Genomic DNA, 17437 nt, shown 5'->3' on the forward strand with positions numbered 1-17437 from the left:
GGCTCACCGCTTCCCGGGCGGACGCCGGCTCTCGGGGAGTACGTCGTCGTGCCCGGACAGCAGCTGCTGCAGCAGGTGCTCGTCCTGTTCGGACAACTCCGAGACGAAACGGGTCAGCACCGCCTGACGGTCGGAGCCACCCGTCAGCAGAGAGTGCATGCGCTGGGCGGTGTGCGACGCCTCGTCGCGGGCCGGCTCGTAGGCATAGCCACGGCCCTCGCGGTGCCGTACCAGCATGCCCTTGTCATGCAGCCGGGACAGGATGGTGAGTACGGTCGTGTAAGCGAGGTCGCCCGGCAGCTGTTCCCGGACTTCCCGCGCGGTCCGTGGACCGTCTGCCGCCCAGAGCGCGGCGAGTACATCGCTCTCCAGTTGGCCGCGAGCCCGCCTGCCGGATGCCTCGTGGGCTTCCTCGTCTCCTTGGCCCGTCACCTCGCCGTCCACCTTCCCTCGCCGTCGTTGCGTACAGGCTACCGCCCATGTCCTACTTGTTGTAGGACGTGTCCTTGCGTGAGACCGCCAGGTAGCCGACGAAGCAGGCGATGGCGACCGTCCAGGCGAGGGTGACCGGACCGAGTCCCAACCCGAGGCCGCCACGAGTGTGCCCGAGTGCCATCCAGTCGGCGAGGGATGCGCCCAGGGGGCGGGTGATGACGTACGCCGTCCAGAAGGCGGGCACGGCGGCCAGGCTCCCGAAGCGGTGGGCGAGTGCGGGCACGCCGATCGCCACGGCGAAGAGGACGGCCGAGCCGAGGTAGCCGAATCCGGCGGTCGCGGTGAGGTCACCGGCGGCGGTGCCGAGGGCGAAGGTCGCCAGGACGGCGGCCCAGTAGAAGAGCTCCCGGCTGCGCGTGGTGATGCTGTGGATGGACAGGGTGCGTTCGGCGGCGTACCAGAGGGCGAAGACCGCGGCCAGCGTGACGAGGAAGAGCGGAGTGGACGCGATGTACGGCACGCCGAGACCGACATGCAGCACGTCGGCGGCCATCGTGCCGAACACACTGACCATGACGACGGCCGTCCAGTAGACCCAGGCGACGTAACGTCGCACGGCGAACTGCACGGCCAGGGAGAGAGCCAGGGCGAGACCTCCGAGACCGACCGCCGGCACCGGGCCGAGGACCTTGGCCAGCAGGTCCGACGCGGTCTCGCCCATCCCGGTGGTGAGAACCTTGATGATCCAGAAGTAGGCGGTCACTTCCGGCACCTTGTTCGCCATGGTGCGCAAGGAGGTGAGGGGGCGGTCGTCGAGGAGACGGTCTGTGGTCATGGTGCGCACGATGACATGGTCATCTCCCGCTGCCCCCGGCCCCTTTACCGTCGCTTGGGGACTTCCGGTGCATGAATTTCATTACCGCGCGTTCAACCTGACCACAACCTGAATGCCTCGCCAAAGCGCCTGGTCACGGTGGCTAAGAGGATGATATGGCCAGCGCGCGGGCCGTCGTGATCGTCGTCGGGGTTCGGGGCGCTGGCAACCGCGATGAGAAAGGTCCGTGACCGCACCGCGCGGAAGTCGCCGGCGGTGTGCCGACTCGGGCAGCGATGGCCGGGGTGAAGGCCATCGTGGAGGTCCTGGGGTACGTGTCCCGATGAACAGGCTGATCGTCTGGGGCGATCGCCGTGACGCCGCCTCTCTCGTCTCGCCCGACCGCCCGGCGAAATGTGAGATTCCGGACGATTCCCGAACGCCTACTACATCACGTAGAGGTGGGGCGTATGGTGGGCGTATCGCGGGAACCGGGCAGCCTTCCGGCCTATGTCGACCTTCTGTCGTCGGCCGCGCCAGGGTGACATGCGGGAGCGGATGCTCCCGGCGAGCGTCTAGGGTTCCAGAAGATGTCTACAAGGCTGTAGTCGGCTAGTTGTCTGTCTGAACTAATCCATCCGAAAGGACCCTGCTCCATGACGGCACCGATTCCGGCGGCGTCCCAGTTGGCTGTGAACGTGCTCGACGCCCACTCCCTGCTGGCGGCCTTCGGTGTGCTGGGCGTCGCGGTGGTGATGTTCGCCGAGACAGGACTGCTGATTGGATTCTTCCTGCCGGGCGACTCTTTGCTGTTCACCGCCGGCCTGCTGTGCACGGGGTCGGCGCAGGGGGGCCTGCACCTGTCTCTCGGCCCCTTGCTCGTGGCGGCGGCAGCAGGCGCGCTGGCCGGGGCTCAGTGCGGATATCTGCTCGGGCGGAAGGCCGGCGGAGCACTGCTGGCTCGCAGCCACTCCCCGCGACTGCACGAAGGGGCGAAGCGCGCGGAGGAACTCCTGGAGCGCTATGGGTATGCCAAGGCCATCGTGCTGGCCCGTTTCGTGCCCGTGGTGCGCACGGTCCTCAATCCGGTGGCGGGTGCGCTGGAGGTGCCGGTACGGACGTTCACCCTGTGGCAGGTCGTCGGCGGGCTCGTGTGGAGCGTCGGCCTCACCCTCGCGGGGTACGGACTCGGCTCGTCGATCCCGAACGTCGACCGCTACCTGCTCCCGTTGGTGGCACTGATCGTCGTCGTGTCTCTGGTCCCCCTCGTCGCCGAGGTGTACCGCGGGCGCCGGGCGGCACGGTCCGAGGAGGGGCGAGGGTGATCAGCGTCCGGTCAATGGCGGGGCGGCATCAGCGGGCGCACTGCACCGGTCGTCGCCGACGTTGAGCCTGAAGGGCAGAGCGACGCGGGACCGCCCAGCCGCACCGGAGGTAGAAGCCGTCGCGGATCTCGGGCACTACCAGGGCGCTGGCCGGGGAAAATGGAGAACCGTTGCTGGAGTACCTGAGGTCAGTCTGTGGCTTTTATTGTGGTGTGTGAGGATGACGCAGCGGTCCGTGACGTGCTCAAGCGTGCACTTGAGCACGACGGCCATACGGTCGCAGTCGCTTCCACCGCGGACAGCCTGCTGCGGCAACTTGAGCCGGTCCCTCGCCTGGTCGTCCTGGATCTAGGACTCCCGGACGCTGACGGCCGCGATGTCTGCTTGGCGCTGCGGGCCCGTGGCGTTGATGCTCCGGTGCTGATGCTCACCGCTCTGGACGGCATGCATCACAAGGTGGGCGGCTTCGAGGCGGGAGCCGACGACTACATGACGAAACCGTTCGACATCCCGGAGTTGCTGGTGAGGGTCCGCGCCCTGCTACGCAGAGCAACCGCGACGACCCCGCCGAGGGGCGTCGTTCTCGATCCGGCGAAACATGTCGTGATCCACGGCTCGACGAGCGAGAGCCTGACGCCGACCGAGTTCCGGTTGCTGGGCAGGCTCATCGCCTCACAGGGCGACGCGGTACGCCGCCACGCCCTGGTTGCTGCGGGCTGGCCGCATGGCGCGCAGGTCAGCGACAACACCCTTGACTCCTACGTTCGCCGGCTACGGACCAAGCTCGGTGCGCTGGGCGTGGCCGATCGCCTGGCGACGGTCCGCGGGGTGGGCTATCGATGGGAGTGACGGGCTTCCGCGGGAGGGTCGTCGCCCTTGCGGTTCTGATCGCGACAGCGGTGGTCGCAGTGCTGGTGGTGGTCTCGCACGTGTTGCTGAGCCAGGTGACCGACGCCGACGCGAACGCTCTGGCGCATACACGTGCGGAGGCGGTGGCGGCGAACGTAGCCGTACGCGGTGGCCACGTCGTGCTGATCGAGGGCGGCAACGAAGCGCTCGACACGGTCTCCTGGGTGTACGCCGATGGGCACCTCATTGACGGGATCGTGCCGGGCAGCGTCCTTGAACGCGTCGATGCGCTCGTAGGCTCCGGGCAGTCCCAGACCACCACGGTCGGCAGTCACCTTCTGTACGCCCAGCCGATCCGGCTGGAAGGCCACCACGTCATGGTGGTCGTGAGGGTGGATCTGACGCAGTACGAGACGTCGGAGCAGCACAGCCTGACGATGTCACTCATTCTGGGCGGCATCTCGATCCTGCTCGCAGGCGTCGTCGCGCACCTCGTGGTGGGTCGTGCGTTGAGGGTGGTCCACGAAATGGCCGCTCTCGCCGACGAATGGGGCGATCACGAACCCGGGCGCCGATTCGACCTCGGAGTTCCTCGGGATGAATTCGGGGAGCTCGGGCGAACTCTCGACCGCCTGCTCGACCGCGTGGACAACGCGCTCGCGGACGAGCGCCGGCTCACCGATGAGATCGCCCATGAGTTGCGGACGCCCCTGACGGCCCTGCGGGGCGAGGCACAGTTGGCGCAACTTTCCGGTCAGCATGTGGCACCAGAGGCCGTTCTGACCGAGGTCGACCGCCTGAACACGGCGATCACCACGATTCTTGGTGCCGCCCGGACACGGATCGGCGGCGGTACCCGCTGCGATCTCAGGGCGGCGGCGCGACAGGCGATCGCGGGTCGCTCCATCGAACTCGCCATCCCGGCCGACGTCGATGTCGCCGTGGCGACCGAACTCGTTGTGGCTGTGTTGTCCCCACTGCTGGAGAACGGCCTGCGGCATGCGAGTTCGCGCGTCTGGGTCACGGCGCGCGTCCAGCCCCAGGGGGCCGTGATCGATGTCCTCGACGACGGCCCGGGGTTCGACCCGGCGGAGGTTGACCGGGTCTTCGAAGCGGGCGTGACCAGCGGCGACGGGCACGGGTTGGGGCTGGCGGTAGTGCAACGTCTCGCCGTGTCCGCGGGAGTGGCAGTCCGTGCGATCGCGGATGGTCACGGTCGCGTCGAGGTGACCTTCCCCACGCCAGAGGCGATCGCGTAGTCAGGTTGTGTGCAGGTTGGCCGAGCCAACCTTGTTGCATGACAACGACAAGCGAAGCCCGCACGCGCTGCAGCGGGCGGCTGATGCTGAACAAGGTTCCCGAGGTCACCCTCTGGTTCTGGGTGATCAAGATCCTGTGCACGACCGTCGGTGAGAGTTTCGCCGACTGGATCAACATGAAGCTGGGCGTCGGCCTGGTGAACACGGCATGGATCTTCACCGCGGTGTTCGTGGTGGTTCTGGGTGTCCAGCTGCGGCTGAAGCGGTACGTCCCGTTCCCGTACTGGCTGACCGTGGTCGTTGTCAGTGTCACGGGCACGCTCTACACCGACATCCTGACCGACCAGCTCAACGTGCCGCTGTGGATCAGCTCCACAGTGTTCTCGGTCCTGCTCGCCGTGGTCTTCGGCGTGTGGTGGCTGCGCGAGCGCACCCTCTCGATCCACTCGGTCACGACGCTGTCGCGTGAGTCGTTCTACTGGCTCACCGTTCTGGTCACCTTCGCGCTCGGCACCGCGACCGGCGACTGGACCCTCGAACTCACCGGCTGGAGCCCGGGAGTCTCGGTCCTGCTGCCGCTCGGCCTCATCGCTTCGATCACGCTGCTGCGGAAGTTCGGCGCGAACCCGGTGCTGTCCTTCTGGCTCGCCTACATCCTGACCCGCCCGCTCGGCGCCAACATCGGTGACTGGCTCGCCTCCCCGAAGGTCGCTCAGCCGGGCGAACCGACCGGCCTCGCACTGGGCACCTTCACCACCAGCCTGATCTTCCTCGGCCTGATCCTGGCGACTGTCGTCTACCTGACGGTGACGCGCTCCGACGTGACCGAGACCTACGAGGCTTCGCACACCCCGCAGATCACCGCGAACCCGCGCAGGGAGCGCACCGCGCTGGTGGGCTTCGTCCTCCTCGCCGTGGCCACCGGGGTCCTGCTGGTCTGGGCGCACAGCCAGCCGCACGTCGGACCGGCGCCGGAGGAAGACGCCACCTCCACCGTTCACCTCGCCCCTGGCCAGGCCGTGAAGAAGTTCCCGTCCACGAAGGTCGACGCGCTGAGGACACTCGCATCGACCTCGCTCAGGGACGTACATTCGGGGAACGCTACCGGGGCCCACACAGCTGCCCAGTCGCTGCGAGACCTCTGGGATGCTGACCAGGCTTCGTTGCAGCCGCTGGACAACACAGGATGGACGTTCCTCGACGCCCAGATGGACCAGGTCCTGAAGACCTTCGGTATCGACCACTCGAACCCGCCGATGTCGTCGGCCCACCAGGAGGCTGAACTCCGCACCCTACTCGCGGATATGCGCTGACGGACCTGATCGGCGGCGACTCCGCTGGAGTCGCCGCCGATCACGCTTCACCGCGAGGCCGGCGGGCCACTGCCCACCCTGATGCGGGCGAGCTGCTCATCGGTGGTGGTGTCGATGGCGTAACCGCGGAGTTGTAGCGGCCAGACAGCCGCAGGACCTTGCCATCCGTGGAGAGGCAGCCCATGTCGGGGCTGCCGCCGTCCGGCAGGCGCCACTTCTTGGTCAGTCGGCCCTCCTTGAAGTCGAACACGGTGATGGTGCCCCCGCCCCGGTTGGAGATGTACATCTCGCGGGAGTCACGGCTGATGCAGGACGGGGATCTGGAGTCCGGCGGCAAGAGCGGAGCGCCGCCATGACAAGGCCGTGGCCGGGAGGCGACACGGCACCACGCTGCTCGGGCGAGGGCGGCGGGGCGGCGAATGCGACACGGCAGTCAGGATGTGTTCAGGTAGTCCGTGGCACGGTCGGGCCTCATGGCACACGAGACATCAGAAACCACGGCGGCCTCGTCGGTCGATGCCGCGGCGTCCTCGGGCCGCCGGTTCTGCTGGAACAAGGTGCCCGAGGTCACTGTCTACTTCTGGATCATCAAGGTGCTGTGCACGACGGTCGGGGAGACCGCCGCCGACCTGCTCGACGAGAAGGCCGGGCTCGGCCTGACCCGAGTGTCGGTGTTGATGAGCGCCCTGCTGGCGGTCGTCCTGGTCGTGCAGTTCCGCACGGGCGCCTACCGTGCCGGCGTGTACTGGTCGGCCGTCGCGCTGATCAGCGTCGTCGGCACGCTGATCAGCGACAATCTCACCGACAACATGGGGGTGCCGCTGGAGACGAGCACCAGCGTCTTCGCGATCGTCCTCGCGGTGGTCTTCGTGGTCTGGTACCGGCGCGAGCGGACACTGTCCATCCACAGCATCGACACCACCAGCCGCGAGTCCTTCTACTGGCTCGCCGTCCTGTTCACTTTCGCTCTCGGCACCGCGGCGGGAGACCTGGTCTCCGAGCGGATGGACTTCGGCTACTGGCTGTCCGCGGTCCTGTTCGCCCTGGTCATCGCCGCGGTCGCCCTCGCACACTTCGCGCTTGACCTGGACGCGGTGTGGAGCTTCTGGATCGCCTACATTCTCACCCGCCCGCTCGGTGCGTCCGTCGGCGACTACCTCTCGCAGCCGACCGGTGACGGCGGAGTGGGCCTGGGCACCGTCGTCACGAGCGTGCTGTTCCTCGGTGTCGTCCTCGGCCTGGTGGTGTACCTGGCGATGACCCGGAAGGACGTCGTGCAGCCGCAGTAAGCCGCGCGCCACGCCGCCTGAACAGGGAAGGAGCAGGCATTCAGGCGGGGTTCAGGTTGACGCTGCCAAGGTCGTTGATCGCGATCGCTTCGCCGCGGTCGCCCATCTGGCAAGGCGCTCGCTCTCCATAGCCGGGCTAGCGTCCTGCCGTGCGACCCCACAAGGAGCCCCCGCCTTGCAGCAGCCGAACGGCCTCACCGATTTCGACGTCGCGAGCACGACGAAATCGGTGATGAAGAAACTGCCCGAGGTCACCCTCGCCTTCTGGATCATGAAGATCGCGGCGACGACGCTGGGCGAGACCGCCGGAGACCTCTTCTCCCAGACCCTGAAGCTGGGTTACTTCCTCACCACGATCGCGCTGTTTCTGATCTTCGTGGTGACCCTCGTCGTCCAGCTCAGGTCCCGCCGCTACAACCCGTTCTTCTACTGGACGGTCATCCTGTCGACCAGCATGGCCGGCACCACGATGTCCGACTTCATGAACCGCGACGCCAGCACCAAGTACCTGTCCGGCGGCGCCACCGCACTCGGCTGGGGGCCACAGGGCCTCGGCCTCGGCTATCCCGTCGGCGCGGCGATCCTCATCTCGATCCTGGTGGTCGTCTTCGCGGTCTGGCGGCTGAGCGGAATGACGTTCCAGATCCGCGACATCGTCACCTTCCGCGGCGAGGCCCTGTTCTGGTCGGCGATCCTCGTTTCCAACACCCTGGGCACCTCCATGGGTGACTTCCTGTCCGACAGTTCCGGCCTCGGCTACGCGGGCGGCGCGCTGCTGGTGACCGGGCTGCTCGCTGTACTGGTCGCCCTGATGAAGGTGCCCGTGGTGCCGAACGTCCTGCTGTTCTGGATCGCGTTCGTCCTCACCCGCCCGCTCGGCGCGACTGCGGGCGACTTCCTGACCAAGCCGGTCGCCAAGGGCGGTCTCAACCTCGGTACTCCTGGTTCATCCGCGGTCCTGCTGGCTGTCCTGCTCGGCCTCATGGCCTACGCGCACGCCCAGGAAGGCAGGACCCGCAGCGAGCGGGCGTAGCCACCCAACCCAGGACAGGTCGCGGCGGCCGGGCTGGAAGAGCTTGCCGAGGAACGCCAAAAGTGCGCCGGTCTGCGCAGGCGCGCCGTCTGGCTGCGTCCGTGAGCGCGGCAAGTGAGGGGGAAGTCTTCCGGAGCTGGCGGAACTGGTGTGCCGTGAAGCCCGCGATTTCAGCCGCAGTCTGCCACCCTGTCCTTGAGCTGAGAGCCACCAGCATGACTCGGATCGCCGCGCGGGTTCGACGCTTGCCCTGCTGAAGGTCATGGGCGGTGGTCAGGGCCGCTGCCGCCTCAACGGCGCCAGCGAAAGCCGAGTCGTTTGCCGGCCAATTTTTGAGTATGTGCTCCGGGGTGCCTGCCCACACCGAGGCAGCAGGCACCCCGGGCCCCTGCGCCGTGTCTCCTCTTTGGTCTGGTCGACGGGCCGCTTCGAGTCGTACATCGTCTCCTCCGCCTGCGCCCGCTCGGCAAAGGGCGAGAGCCTGCACTGCGTAGAAGGGGCTGGTGTGCCGATTCGCGCGACGTGCCTGAACGCCTGGGGGCAAGCGAGCGTCGGCGCGCGGGTCTTGTGGCTTCCGTCTCGCGCATGGAGTCCGCAGCGGTGTCACGGTTGTGGCGGGACCGGCGTCCGCCGGCGGTGCACAGAGAACCGTCGGGTGTGTGTCGCCCGGGGCCCGCCTGGTTGCTCGGCGGTGATGTGGCAACGGGCTACAAGTTCGAGAGTGACCGTCACAGCCACGGCTTGAATGGCCATCAGGGCTATGAGGACGAAGAGCTGAACGGCTCCGGCGACCAGTGGGTCGGCTCCGCCGAGCAGCATGCCCACAAAAGCGCCCGGCAGGGTCACCAGGCCGACGGTCCGAGTCTGGTCGAGACCCGGAAGCAGCGCGTCGGAAGCGGCGGGCCTCGCGATCTCGATCCTGGCATCGCGTTCCGTCATCCCGAGCGCCAGACCGGCCTCGACCTCACCGTGGCGTTGCGCGAGCGCCGAGAGACTCTGGCGGCCGGCCAGGACGGTCGCGGTGAGGGCGCCTCCGATCAGGATTCCGGTGATCGGGATGACGGATATGCCGTGGGGCGGGACGAGTCGTGTGGCCAGAAGGAGGGCGATAGCTGGTACCACACTCGCGGCGATCGGCACTCCTGCCCACCACCAGGATCCGTTCGCGGTGATCCGTCGGCCTGCAGTGCGTACCGCGACCCCGTACATCAGGATCAGGAACGCCGGCAGGCCGGCGCGGGAGGACACCACCCATCCGATGACCGCGGATACGGCTGTGAGTTGCACGGCAGCACGCACTCCCGCAGTCAGGACTTCGCGCGCTCGGCCAAAGCCTTGATCGGGGGACAAACGGGCCGTGGCGGTAACCGCCACGGCTGTTGCGAGGAGCACGGCCAGGGTCCAGCCGAGGTTGGCATCGACAGGGAGAAGACTGGTCGAGGCGGAGCTCATGCGTCTCACCGTTCATCGCTGTTGGGCTGCGGGTCTGCGGGCTGTGTGGCTAGACGGACGCACCCAGCCAAGGGGGACGCTGAACCTCCACCGACTTGGTCCCTGCATCTGGTCTCAGAGCCGTGGCGATCTCGTACGACGACTGCTTCAGACGGTCGGTGCCCAGGTCATGCCCTTCCCCGTCGGCTGCCTTGCAGGTGCCGTAACGGGGCAAGGAGCGTCAGTCTACTTACGTGTAGCCGGTGAAGAAAGGGTCCCCTTACCAGCGGCTCGCTACTTGACGTCGGTGCTGCAGACGGTCCCGCTGACTGCCGTCTGAGGCTGCCCGAGTGGACCTACTTGGGTTGGTGATACCGGGGCCGAGTACGTAGCCGGAGCCGGGCACGGTGTGGATGAGTGGTTCGCCGTCTGCGTCGATCCTCTGGCGCAAGTAGGCGATGTACAAACCGACGACACGGGAAGTGTTCCCGAAGGCGTGGGGCCAGACATGTTCGAGGATCTGATCCGCAGTGTGCACCTGACCGACGTTGCTCATCAGGAAGCGAAGCGGAGCGAACTCGTGTGGAGAGAGCTCAAGGAGCCTGCCGTTGCGAGTGACCTCGTGTGCATTCTCGTCCATCAGCAGATCTGCGACTCTTAGGCGACTTCCGGCATGGGTGGGATCGGGATCCGGTCGTCTCATGCCGGCTCGGCGCAGCAGAGAGGTCAGCCGCGCGATGATCTGTGCCAGACCGACCGGCTGACCAAGTAGGCATCACCTTCGGCTATCGCGGTGTTAGCAACATCGCAAGCGGTCAGGAAGAGAACGGAGACCTCGGGCAGGAGCGCGTGGATTCGCCGAGCCACGGCGGGGCCGTCGAGGTCGGGCAACAGCACGTCGAGTACCACGGCGTCAGGGCGAAAGCGTTCGGCCTGGGCCACGGCACTGGCGCCGTCCACGGCACTGCGGACCTGCCAGCCCTGGTAGCGCAACACCGTGCTGACCACGTACTCCGTGTCGGGTTCGTCGTCCACGACGAGGATCCGTACGGCACCGCCGTCAGGCCGCAACAGCGGCATGGGGGCGGTTGTGCGATCCATCGCTCCCTCCTGTGGGTGTCGGCCCGAGATGGGATGTCGGACCATGCCACACGATCCTCTGAGCCTGCTCTCAGCCTGCCGCTGTTTCCGGACGCCGTCTGGTTCACTCGGCGTGGGGCCTCGATGCCGTCCATCCCGCACATCTGGACGTCCATGAGAACGACGTCGGGGCAGAGACCGGTCGCTATGTGGACGGCTTCCGTGTCGCCTTCGCTCAGGTCGTCTCCTTCGCTCAGGTCGCGGCGTGGGCGCCCCGGTCCCCCTGGGAGACGGCCATGTAGCCGACGAATCCGACGATCGCGACCGTCCCCGCCAGAGTGACCGGCGCCAGGCCGAAGCCGAGGCCGCCGCGGGCGCGGCCGAGGGCCATCCAGTCGGTGAGGGAAGCACCAAGGGGGCGGGTGATGACGTACGTGGTCCAGAAGGCCGCGACCGCATTGAGCGCGCCGAAGCGATGGGCCAGGGCGGGCACGCAGACGGCCGCCGCGAACAGGACGACCGAGCCCAGGTAGCCAAGTCCGGCGGTGGCGGTGAGGTCGCCCGTGGCGGTGCCCAGGGCGAAGGTGGCGAGTACGGCCGCCCGGTAGAACGCTTCGCGGCTACGGGTCCGGACGGTGTGGACGGAAGGGGTTCGCTCGCTGGCGTACCAGAGCATGAAGCCCGCAGCCAGGACGATGAGACGGTGGTCAACCTGCGGTTCCTGACAGGGTGCGGGCTGTCCACACGGCGCTCGGCGACCGCGCTCGCGGTGAAGGCGGCCGTAGGCGGGATCGTCCGGTGCGTGCTGGATGCGGCCCTGCTCGTTGCCTCGCCCGGCACGGTCCGTCGCTTCGCGCGGGTCCCGCATCTACTGGTTTCGGCCTTGTGAGTCGGCGAGGTGTTCGTCGTACCGGGGGGCACTCTGCGCGCGCCCTCAATCCGGCGGATCAGGTTGCCGTTCCAGCCGGTATCCGTGCCCCCGCAACGTGGTGATTCGGGGCAGCCGGGCCTGCCGCCCGACCGCCTGTGCCGCCTCGGTCAGTCTGCGGCGCAGGCCCGCCAACGTCACGTCGAGGGTCTTGGTGGAGCCGAACCAGTTCTCGTCCCACACCTCGGCCATCAGCGTCTCGCGCGAGACCGCCTCGCCGACCCGCGCGGCCAGCACCGTGAGCAGGTCGAACTCCTTGGCCCGGAGCGGGACTTCGACACCGAGCAGGGTGCAGCGTCGGGCCGTCACGTCGACGACCAGATCGCCCAGCCGCACCGGCTCCCGGGCCGGCACGGCCACCACGTGCCGTCTGAGGTGGGCCCGCAGCCGGGCGAGCAGCACGGTCAGGCTGAACGGTTTGACCAGGTAGTCGTCGGCCCCGGCGTCGAGCCCGGCGATGATGTCGATGTCGTCGGTCCGTGCCGTCAGTACGACGATCAGCAGGTCGGGGAGGCGGGCGCGTAGCTGCCGGGCGACGTCCAGGCCGTCCATGTCCGGCAGCCCCAGGTCCAGCAGCAGCACCTCATACGGTGCTCGCCCGGCCTCCGCCAGTGCGCCCGTTCCGGTGCGGCACCACGTCGGGGCGTAGTCGTGGCCGCGCAGGCCGGTTTCCAGGTGGCGGCCGATGGTGTCGTCGTCCTCGACGACGAGGACGCGCAGTCGGCTGCGGTCCGGTGCGGCAGGCGTGCGCATGGTCGACAGCCTAGGAGCCGCTGGGCCGAGGGGCTCGTCGTCGGCGCGTGCCGGGTTCACAGGTCGCGGAGCTCCTCCACGTCGGGGCGGTGGCTGCCGCGGATGCCGTTGAGGGCCGCGGCCAGGATGGCGGCGACGGCGGCTGCCCCGGTGAGTGCCAGGTAGGCACCGGGGACCGACAGAACCGCGGGTGGCGGATCGAAGACGCCGGTCAAAACCTTGACCAGCATCTCCGACAGGGCCCAGCCGATGAGGGCGCCTCCGGCCAAGCCACCGACGGCCAGCAGCAGGGCCTCGGAGAGGACCATGCCGCGCAGGTGGCGCGGCTGCGCGCCGAGGACGGTGGCGATGGCGAACGTGCGGCGGCGTTCGGCGAGTCCGAGGGCGAGGACCAGGCCGCCGGCCCCGGCGGCGAGCAGGACGGCGAAGGCGAGCTCGATGCGGGTGAGGCCGGCCAGGTCGACGGAGGTCAGGCTGGTGCCGACGGTGCCGCGGGTCTGGGTGAGGTCGGTGACGGTGGCCCGGGTACCGAGCTGCCGGCGCAGGTGGGCGGCGATCTGCTGCTGGTTCGTGCCGCCGGTGTCGAGGAGGAAGGCGCCGATCGCGTCGCTGCCGGTGGCCTTGGCGATGTAGGAGGCGTTGGCGACGAAGAAGCTGTCCTTGGGGGCGGTGGGGAACTCCTTGGCGATGCCGGCGTAGTGGAAGGGGACCGTGCGCAGGGACTTGGTGCGGGTGTCCTGGATGCGCAGGTTGACGGTGTCGCCGGGGGAGAGCTGGAAGTCGTTGACGGTCTCGGCACTGACGAGGAGGTTGTCCGGGCGCTGGGCGAGGCGGCGCATCAGCTGCTCTGCGGTGCCGCCCGCGAAGTAGGAGTCCTGGAGCGAGGTGGCCTTGGCGACGCTGTCCGGTCGGACGCCGTAGAGGTCCTGCAGGTCGGAGCCGACGTAGGCGAAGCGGTGCTGGAGGGGCTCGACGTGCCGCACGCCGGAGATCTTCAGCGCTGCCCCGGCAGTGGGAGGGACTTGGGCGCCGGGTGGTTCGGTGACGGTGACGTCGGCGCCGTTGGTCAGCCGGGCGTCGACCTCGGCCTGCTGGTGGTAGGTGGCGTTGAAGACGGCGGTGGAGATCGCGAAGGAGACGGCGAGGGCGAGCAGGACCACCGACCGGGCGAATGGGCGGCGGCGCCGGGCCAGGACGGCGGCGGTGGTGCCGGCCAGGGTCGCGGTCAGCGGCCGGAGCAGCCGGGCCAGGGCGGGGCGGCCGTGGGTGAGGGCGAGCAGGGTGAGGCGCCACAGCAGCAGGGCCGCGCCGATCCACAGCAGGGCGGGGCCGAGGAAGGCCCAGTACGACACGGAGATGCTGGGGACGCCCTCGGGCGCGAGTACGAGTGCGTACTGGTTGCCGGAGGAGGCGCGGAAGATGAGCCACGAGCCGATCAGGAGGGCGAAGTCCAGGCCGTAGCGCATCCACCAGGGCGATCGGGAGCGTCGTACGTCCTCCTGCTTGCGGGTGTCGGCGACGGTGACCGTGCGCAGGTCCCGCAGGGCGGGGACGAGGACGGCGCCTGCGGCCACCGCGGCTCCGAGTATGAAGGCGACGGCGTACCAGATGGACCAGGTCGCCGCGCTCGCGCCGAAGGAGGCCGTGCCGAAGGCGAGACGGCCGGTGAGGGCGGCGATGCCCAGCCCGGCCAGACCTCCCGCGAGGCCGATGAGGGCGGCCTCCAGCCCGGCGAGTGCAGTGATCTGACGGGGCCGCAGGCCACGCAGCCGCAGCAGCCCCTGCTCCTGGCGGCGCCGTTCGCCGCCGGCCGAGGCGACCGCAGCCGTCAGGGTGGCGGCCAGCACCGCGCCCGGCACACCGAGAAAGAGGAAGAGGACCTGGGCGTACAGGGCGTCCTGGCGGGCCGAGTCGAGAGCCGCGCCGACGTTGTTTCCGACCAGGGCCGTGCCGGCGGAGCGGGCTTCGAGGTTGTGGGCGGAGCCGGTGACGGCGGAGTACGCGGAGGCCGGGTCGGAGGGCAGCCGGGCGTTGTCGCGAGCGGCGTGGATTTGGGTGGTGACTCCGGTGGCGCCGCGGGTGAGGGCGGCGAAGCGGGCGGCGGGCAGCAGCACGACGTTGTCCGGGGGCGCGGTCGGCTGGGACTGGCTGGGGGCGCCGACGGTCTGGAAGAGGGAGTCGGCCTGGGGCAGGTCGACCACGCCGCTCACCTTCACCTGGCGCAGACCGGCACCGGGGAACTGGACACCGATGGTGTCGCCCGGGGCCGCGTGCAGGTTGGAGGCGGTTTGCTGGGCCAGCAGGACACCGGTGGACGAGCCGGAGAGTGTGCGGATGGCGTCGGGGAAGCGGGCGCGGTAGCCGTCAGGCAGGCCGAGGGCCATGCCGGGGCCGGTGGCCTGGGTGCTTCCCTGCACGCGAGCGGTGAAGCCGCTGGTGTGCACGAAGCCGACGGGCAGGGCGGTGCGGGTGCCCGGGGTCCCGGCCACCAGGGACAGGACCGTACGTGGGTCGGCGCCGGGCTGCACCTGGACCTGCCAGTCCACGGCGACCGAGCGCACGGCGCGCTGGGTCATGGTCGCCTTCGACGCGGTGAGGAAGGAGCCGAGCGCGGCGACCAGGGCGACCGCGAGCGCGATGCCGGTCAGGGCGGCCAGGAGCCGTCCGGTACGGTGACGGGCCAGGCCGCGGGCCCAGGCGGTGATCATGGCGTCTCCTCGGAGGCCGGCAGGGTGCCGGTGCGGTCCCTGCGCCCAGGCGGTGGTCACGGGACCTCCTCGGGTGCGAGCAGCCGCCCGGCGCGCATGCTGCGGCGGACGGTGAGCCGGGCGGCGACGGCCGGGTCGTGAGTCGTGACGACGAGGGCCGCGCCGGTGTGGTCGGCGGCCGTCAGCAGGGCGTCCAGGACGTGGGCGCCGGTGGCGTGGTCGAGGCGGCCGGTGGGTTCGTCGGCCAGGATCAGGCGTGGCGCCTGGGCCAGGACCCGGGCGGCGGCCACCCGCTGGGCCTGGCCGCCGGAGATCTCCTCGGGGAGCCGGTCGGCCAGGTCGGCGGCGTCCACCAGCGCGAGTGCCGCGAGCGCGCACAGTCGCGCCTCGCCCTCCGGACGATCGGTGAGGACCAAGGGCAGAGCGGTGTTCTCTGCCACGTTCAGGGCTGGGATCAGGCTGTCGCCTTGGAACACCAGGCCGATGTCGTACGGCCCGAGCGAGGCGGCCCGGATGACGGTGCCGCTGGTGGGTTGTTCGAGCCCGGCAACCAGGTACAGCAGCGAGCTCTTGCCGGACCCCGAGGGGCCGACGACCGCGAGCCGGTCCCCGGCCCGGACCTCCAGGTCGGCCCCGTGTACGGCCACGACCGCCCGAGGTCCCCGGCCGAAGGTCAGGGCCGCGCCCGCGCATCTGACAAGCACCTCATCCGACGCCATCGGGCGCCTCCTCGCGGTCCTGCCACCGGGCATCGGTGGCCTTCCCGTCCGTCAGGGTGATCACCCGGTCCGCGATGCGGACGGCTTCCCGGCTGTGCGTGACGATCAGTACCCCGCATCCCTCCGCGGCCCGCTCCCGCACCATCGACAGAACCAACTGCTCGGTCTCGCCGTCCAGTTCACCGGTCGGTTCGTCGGCGAGCAGCACGGCGGGCGCGTTGGCCAGCGCCACGGCGAGCCCGGCCCGCGCCAGCTCTCCGCCGGACAGCTGGCGCGGCAGGGCGTGCGCCCGGTTGGCCAGCCCCACCCGGGCCAGCAGTTCCTCGGCCGGGACGGGGGCCCTGCGGCCCTGCCCCCGCTGCGGCAGGCGGACGTTGTCCCGCACGCTCAGGTGCGGCAGCAGGTTGCCGGTCTGCAGCAGGACGCCGATGTGCCGGGCACGCAACCGTGCCCGCTCGGTCTCGGGCCGGTGGCTGATCCGTACGCCGTCGACGTGTACCTCGCCGCCGGAGGGCTCGTCTAGTCCGGCCAGGCACGCCAGCAGGGTCGACTTGCCGGCACCGGACGGGCCCACGACCGCGACCGTCTCACCGCGCCGCACCCTCAGCGACACCCCGCGCAGCGCGAGCGTCTCCTCCTCCCCGGCCCGGTAGAAGCGGTACAGCTCGCGGGCCATGAGGACATCGTCGTCGGCGCCGCCGATCTGTGTGCTGTCGGACATGGTGCTCACTGCCAGGCGAAGGAGTCGCTGACGATGCGCCACGGGTCGACGTTGTCGGCCTTGACCGGCCCGGACAGGGTCAGGTCCACCTCGTGCCCGGCGCGGTAGAACGCGTACCGCTCAAAGGCGTCCCGCACCACCTTGCCGGTGACCGGGTCCTTCGCCGAGTCGCCCTGATAGGTCAGCAGGACCACACGGCCGGCGTGCCGGGTCACCTCACTCACCTTGGGCGAGGAGAACTTCGTGACCTGGGAGCGGAGTCGGGGTACGACCGTGTTGGTGACCGAGGCGACCGTGGGCGCGCCGGAGGCGGAAACCGCGGTGATCTTCACGGTGTTGAGTTTGTCGGTGAACGCGGTGGTGCCGCCCTGGCTTGTGCGGGCCCAGCCCTCGGGCACCTTCAGGGTGAAGCCGGTGAAGGAACCGCCGGTCGGCCGGTAGGAGACGTACACCTGGTTGTCGGGGATGTCGCCGGGCGGGTTGGACTCGGTGGGTGCCGGCTGGTGCTGTCCGCTGACGGTGGTCGAACGTGACGCAGGGTTACCGGAGCCGGCGTGCGACCCGGAACCGGAACAGCCGGCGGTCACCGCCGCCACGAGGGTCAGCCCGACGACCGCGTACATCCTTGTGTGTCCTGCCATGGCCACTGCCCTCCAGGGGAGTCCTCGGACCGGACGGTCATGGCACCGACGCTAGGAAGCGGCCGGTTAACGCCCCGCTCGCCGAGGGTTAGACGACGGCAAAAGCGTGTGGCGCAGCGCATCCGCCCAGGTGAACGGC

General features: G+C 69.3%; 18 protein-coding genes and 1 pseudogene. 7 read left to right on the plus strand and 12 right to left on the minus strand.

From position 1 onward, the window contains the following. Nucleotides 1–3: 3 nt before the first annotated feature. A complete protein-coding gene (locus ACFY16_RS37560; protein WP_390651711.1) occupies nucleotides 4–432 on the minus strand; it encodes a BlaI/MecI/CopY family transcriptional regulator in 429 nt (142 codons plus the stop codon). 52 nt (nucleotides 433–484) lie between these two features. Then, complete coding sequence (locus ACFY16_RS37565; protein WP_390651712.1) at nucleotides 485–1270, minus strand: hypothetical protein; 786 nt, start codon at nucleotides 1268–1270, stop codon at nucleotides 485–487. Nucleotides 1271–1905: 635 nt separating this feature from the next. On the opposite strand from ACFY16_RS37565, the gene ACFY16_RS37570 reads away from it, so the two are divergent. The 4 genes from ACFY16_RS37570 to ACFY16_RS37585 all read left to right on the plus strand — a co-directional run bounded on the left by ACFY16_RS37570 (nucleotide 1906) and on the right by ACFY16_RS37585 (nucleotide 5995). Continuing rightward, on the plus strand, nucleotides 1906–2574 hold the full coding sequence (locus ACFY16_RS37570; protein WP_390651713.1) for a DedA family protein: 669 nt from the start codon (nucleotides 1906–1908) through the stop codon (nucleotides 2572–2574). A gap of 195 nt (nucleotides 2575–2769) precedes the next feature. After that, nucleotides 2770–3423 carry a response regulator transcription factor gene (locus ACFY16_RS37575; protein ID WP_390651714.1) on the plus strand — a complete coding sequence of 218 codons (654 nt, stop codon included), beginning with the start codon at nucleotides 2770–2772 and terminating at the stop codon, nucleotides 3421–3423. After that, nucleotides 3414–4682 carry a sensor histidine kinase gene (locus ACFY16_RS37580; RefSeq protein ID WP_390651715.1) on the plus strand — a complete coding sequence of 423 codons (1269 nt, stop codon included), beginning with the start codon at nucleotides 3414–3416 and terminating at the stop codon, nucleotides 4680–4682. Before ACFY16_RS37575 ends, ACFY16_RS37580 begins: the two co-directional genes overlap by 10 nt. A gap of 38 nt (nucleotides 4683–4720) precedes the next feature. After that, nucleotides 4721–5995 carry a hypothetical protein gene (locus ACFY16_RS37585; RefSeq protein ID WP_390651716.1) on the plus strand — a complete coding sequence of 425 codons (1275 nt, stop codon included), beginning with the start codon at nucleotides 4721–4723 and terminating at the stop codon, nucleotides 5993–5995. Between the two features lie 62 nt (nucleotides 5996–6057). Here ACFY16_RS37585 and ACFY16_RS37590 read toward each other — a convergent pair. After that, nucleotides 6058–6302, minus strand: a pseudogene (locus ACFY16_RS37590) (YncE family protein); the annotation flags it as partial. 166 nt (nucleotides 6303–6468) lie between these two features. Between ACFY16_RS37590 and ACFY16_RS37595 the strand changes: the two are divergent. Both ACFY16_RS37595 and ACFY16_RS37600 read left to right on the plus strand, forming a co-directional pair. Further along, nucleotides 6469–7284 (plus strand): hypothetical protein, encoded by an 816-nt coding sequence (locus ACFY16_RS37595; protein WP_390651717.1) that lies wholly within the window; start codon nucleotides 6469–6471, stop codon nucleotides 7282–7284. Between the two features lie 175 nt (nucleotides 7285–7459). Further along, entirely contained in the window at nucleotides 7460–8317 is an 858-nt protein-coding gene (locus ACFY16_RS37600; RefSeq protein ID WP_390651718.1) for a hypothetical protein, read from the plus strand. Nucleotides 8318–8920: 603 nt separating this feature from the next. Here the strand turns inward: ACFY16_RS37600 and ACFY16_RS37605 are convergent. The 4 genes from ACFY16_RS37605 to ACFY16_RS37620 form a co-directional block, all read right to left on the minus strand. Then, nucleotides 8921–9769 carry an ABC transporter permease gene (locus ACFY16_RS37605; RefSeq protein ID WP_390651719.1) on the minus strand — a complete coding sequence of 283 codons (849 nt, stop codon included), beginning with the start codon at nucleotides 9767–9769 and terminating at the stop codon, nucleotides 8921–8923. A gap of 259 nt (nucleotides 9770–10028) precedes the next feature. After that, nucleotides 10029–10451 carry a winged helix-turn-helix domain-containing protein gene (locus ACFY16_RS37610; protein ID WP_390651720.1) on the minus strand — a complete coding sequence of 141 codons (423 nt, stop codon included), beginning with the start codon at nucleotides 10449–10451 and terminating at the stop codon, nucleotides 10029–10031. A 23-nt stretch (nucleotides 10452–10474) separates the two neighbouring features. Next, a complete protein-coding gene (locus ACFY16_RS37615) occupies nucleotides 10475–10849 on the minus strand; it encodes a response regulator (RefSeq protein WP_390651721.1) in 375 nt (124 codons plus the stop codon). Between the two features lie 232 nt (nucleotides 10850–11081). After that, on the minus strand, nucleotides 11082–11504 hold the full coding sequence (locus tag ACFY16_RS37620; RefSeq protein WP_390651722.1) for a hypothetical protein: 423 nt from the start codon (nucleotides 11502–11504) through the stop codon (nucleotides 11082–11084). Between the two features lie 27 nt (nucleotides 11505–11531). On the opposite strand from ACFY16_RS37620, the gene ACFY16_RS37625 reads away from it, so the two are divergent. Further along, the gene (locus tag ACFY16_RS37625; protein WP_390651723.1) at nucleotides 11532–11717 is read left to right on the plus strand and encodes a hypothetical protein; all 186 of its coding nucleotides are present in this window, start codon (nucleotides 11532–11534) and stop codon (nucleotides 11715–11717) included. A 45-nt stretch (nucleotides 11718–11762) separates the two neighbouring features. On the opposite strand, the gene ACFY16_RS37630 is transcribed toward ACFY16_RS37625, so the two are convergent. The 5 genes from ACFY16_RS37630 to ACFY16_RS37650 are packed head-to-tail and all read right to left on the minus strand — an operon-like array spanning nucleotide 11763 to nucleotide 17298. Beyond that, nucleotides 11763–12509, minus strand: coding sequence for a response regulator transcription factor (locus tag ACFY16_RS37630; RefSeq protein ID WP_390651724.1), 747 nt, complete (start codon nucleotides 12507–12509; stop codon nucleotides 11763–11765). Between the two features lie 56 nt (nucleotides 12510–12565). Further along, a complete protein-coding gene (locus ACFY16_RS37635; protein WP_390651725.1) occupies nucleotides 12566–15217 on the minus strand; it encodes an FtsX-like permease family protein in 2652 nt (883 codons plus the stop codon). A gap of 56 nt (nucleotides 15218–15273) precedes the next feature. Beyond that, complete coding sequence (locus ACFY16_RS37640) at nucleotides 15274–15936, minus strand: ABC transporter ATP-binding protein (RefSeq protein WP_390651726.1); 663 nt, start codon at nucleotides 15934–15936, stop codon at nucleotides 15274–15276. Continuing rightward, the gene (locus ACFY16_RS37645; RefSeq protein WP_390651727.1) at nucleotides 15923–16657 is read right to left on the minus strand and encodes an ABC transporter ATP-binding protein; all 735 of its coding nucleotides are present in this window, start codon (nucleotides 16655–16657) and stop codon (nucleotides 15923–15925) included. The genes ACFY16_RS37640 and ACFY16_RS37645 overlap by 14 nt, the downstream gene beginning before the upstream one ends. A gap of 5 nt (nucleotides 16658–16662) precedes the next feature. Beyond that, complete coding sequence (locus ACFY16_RS37650; protein WP_390651728.1) at nucleotides 16663–17298, minus strand: hypothetical protein; 636 nt, start codon at nucleotides 17296–17298, stop codon at nucleotides 16663–16665. Between the last annotated feature and the right edge of the window lie 139 nt (nucleotides 17299–17437).

This window comes from Streptomyces sp. NPDC001315, from assembly GCF_042896175.1.
GTDB lineage: Bacteria > Actinomycetota > Actinomycetes > Streptomycetales > Streptomycetaceae > Streptomyces.

Bases quoted from the DNA above. Each gene is read 5' to 3' on its own strand.
- ACFY16_RS37565 (WP_390651712.1), bottom strand. From the start codon at position 1,270: ATGACCACAGACCGTCTCCTCGACGACCGCCCCCTCACCTCCTTGCGC.
- ACFY16_RS37570 (WP_390651713.1), top strand. From the start codon at position 1,906: ATGACGGCACCGATTCCGGCGGCGTCCCAGTTGGCTGTGAACGTGCTC.
- ACFY16_RS37580 (WP_390651715.1), top strand. From the start codon at position 3,414: ATGGGAGTGACGGGCTTCCGCGGGAGGGTCGTCGCCCTTGCGGTTCTG.
- ACFY16_RS37585 (WP_390651716.1), top strand. From the start codon at position 4,721: ATGACAACGACAAGCGAAGCCCGCACGCGCTGCAGCGGGCGGCTGATG.
- ACFY16_RS37595 (WP_390651717.1), top strand. From the start codon at position 6,469: ATGGCACACGAGACATCAGAAACCACGGCGGCCTCGTCGGTCGATGCC.
- ACFY16_RS37605 (WP_390651719.1), bottom strand. From the start codon at position 9,769: ATGAGCTCCGCCTCGACCAGTCTTCTCCCTGTCGATGCCAACCTCGGC.
- ACFY16_RS37610 (WP_390651720.1), bottom strand. From the start codon at position 10,451: ATGAGACGACCGGATCCCGATCCCACCCATGCCGGAAGTCGCCTAAGA.
- ACFY16_RS37615 (WP_390651721.1), bottom strand. From the start codon at position 10,849: ATGGATCGCACAACCGCCCCCATGCCGCTGTTGCGGCCTGACGGCGGT.
- ACFY16_RS37620 (WP_390651722.1), bottom strand. From the start codon at position 11,504: ATGCTCTGGTACGCCAGCGAGCGAACCCCTTCCGTCCACACCGTCCGG.
- ACFY16_RS37630 (WP_390651724.1), bottom strand. From the start codon at position 12,509: ATGCGCACGCCTGCCGCACCGGACCGCAGCCGACTGCGCGTCCTCGTC.
- ACFY16_RS37635 (WP_390651725.1), bottom strand. From the start codon at position 15,217: ATGATCACCGCCTGGGCCCGCGGCCTGGCCCGTCACCGTACCGGACGG.
- ACFY16_RS37640 (WP_390651726.1), bottom strand. From the start codon at position 15,936: ATGGCGTCGGATGAGGTGCTTGTCAGATGCGCGGGCGCGGCCCTGACC.
- ACFY16_RS37645 (WP_390651727.1), bottom strand. From the start codon at position 16,657: ATGTCCGACAGCACACAGATCGGCGGCGCCGACGACGATGTCCTCATG.
- ACFY16_RS37650 (WP_390651728.1), bottom strand. From the start codon at position 17,298: ATGGCAGGACACACAAGGATGTACGCGGTCGTCGGGCTGACCCTCGTG.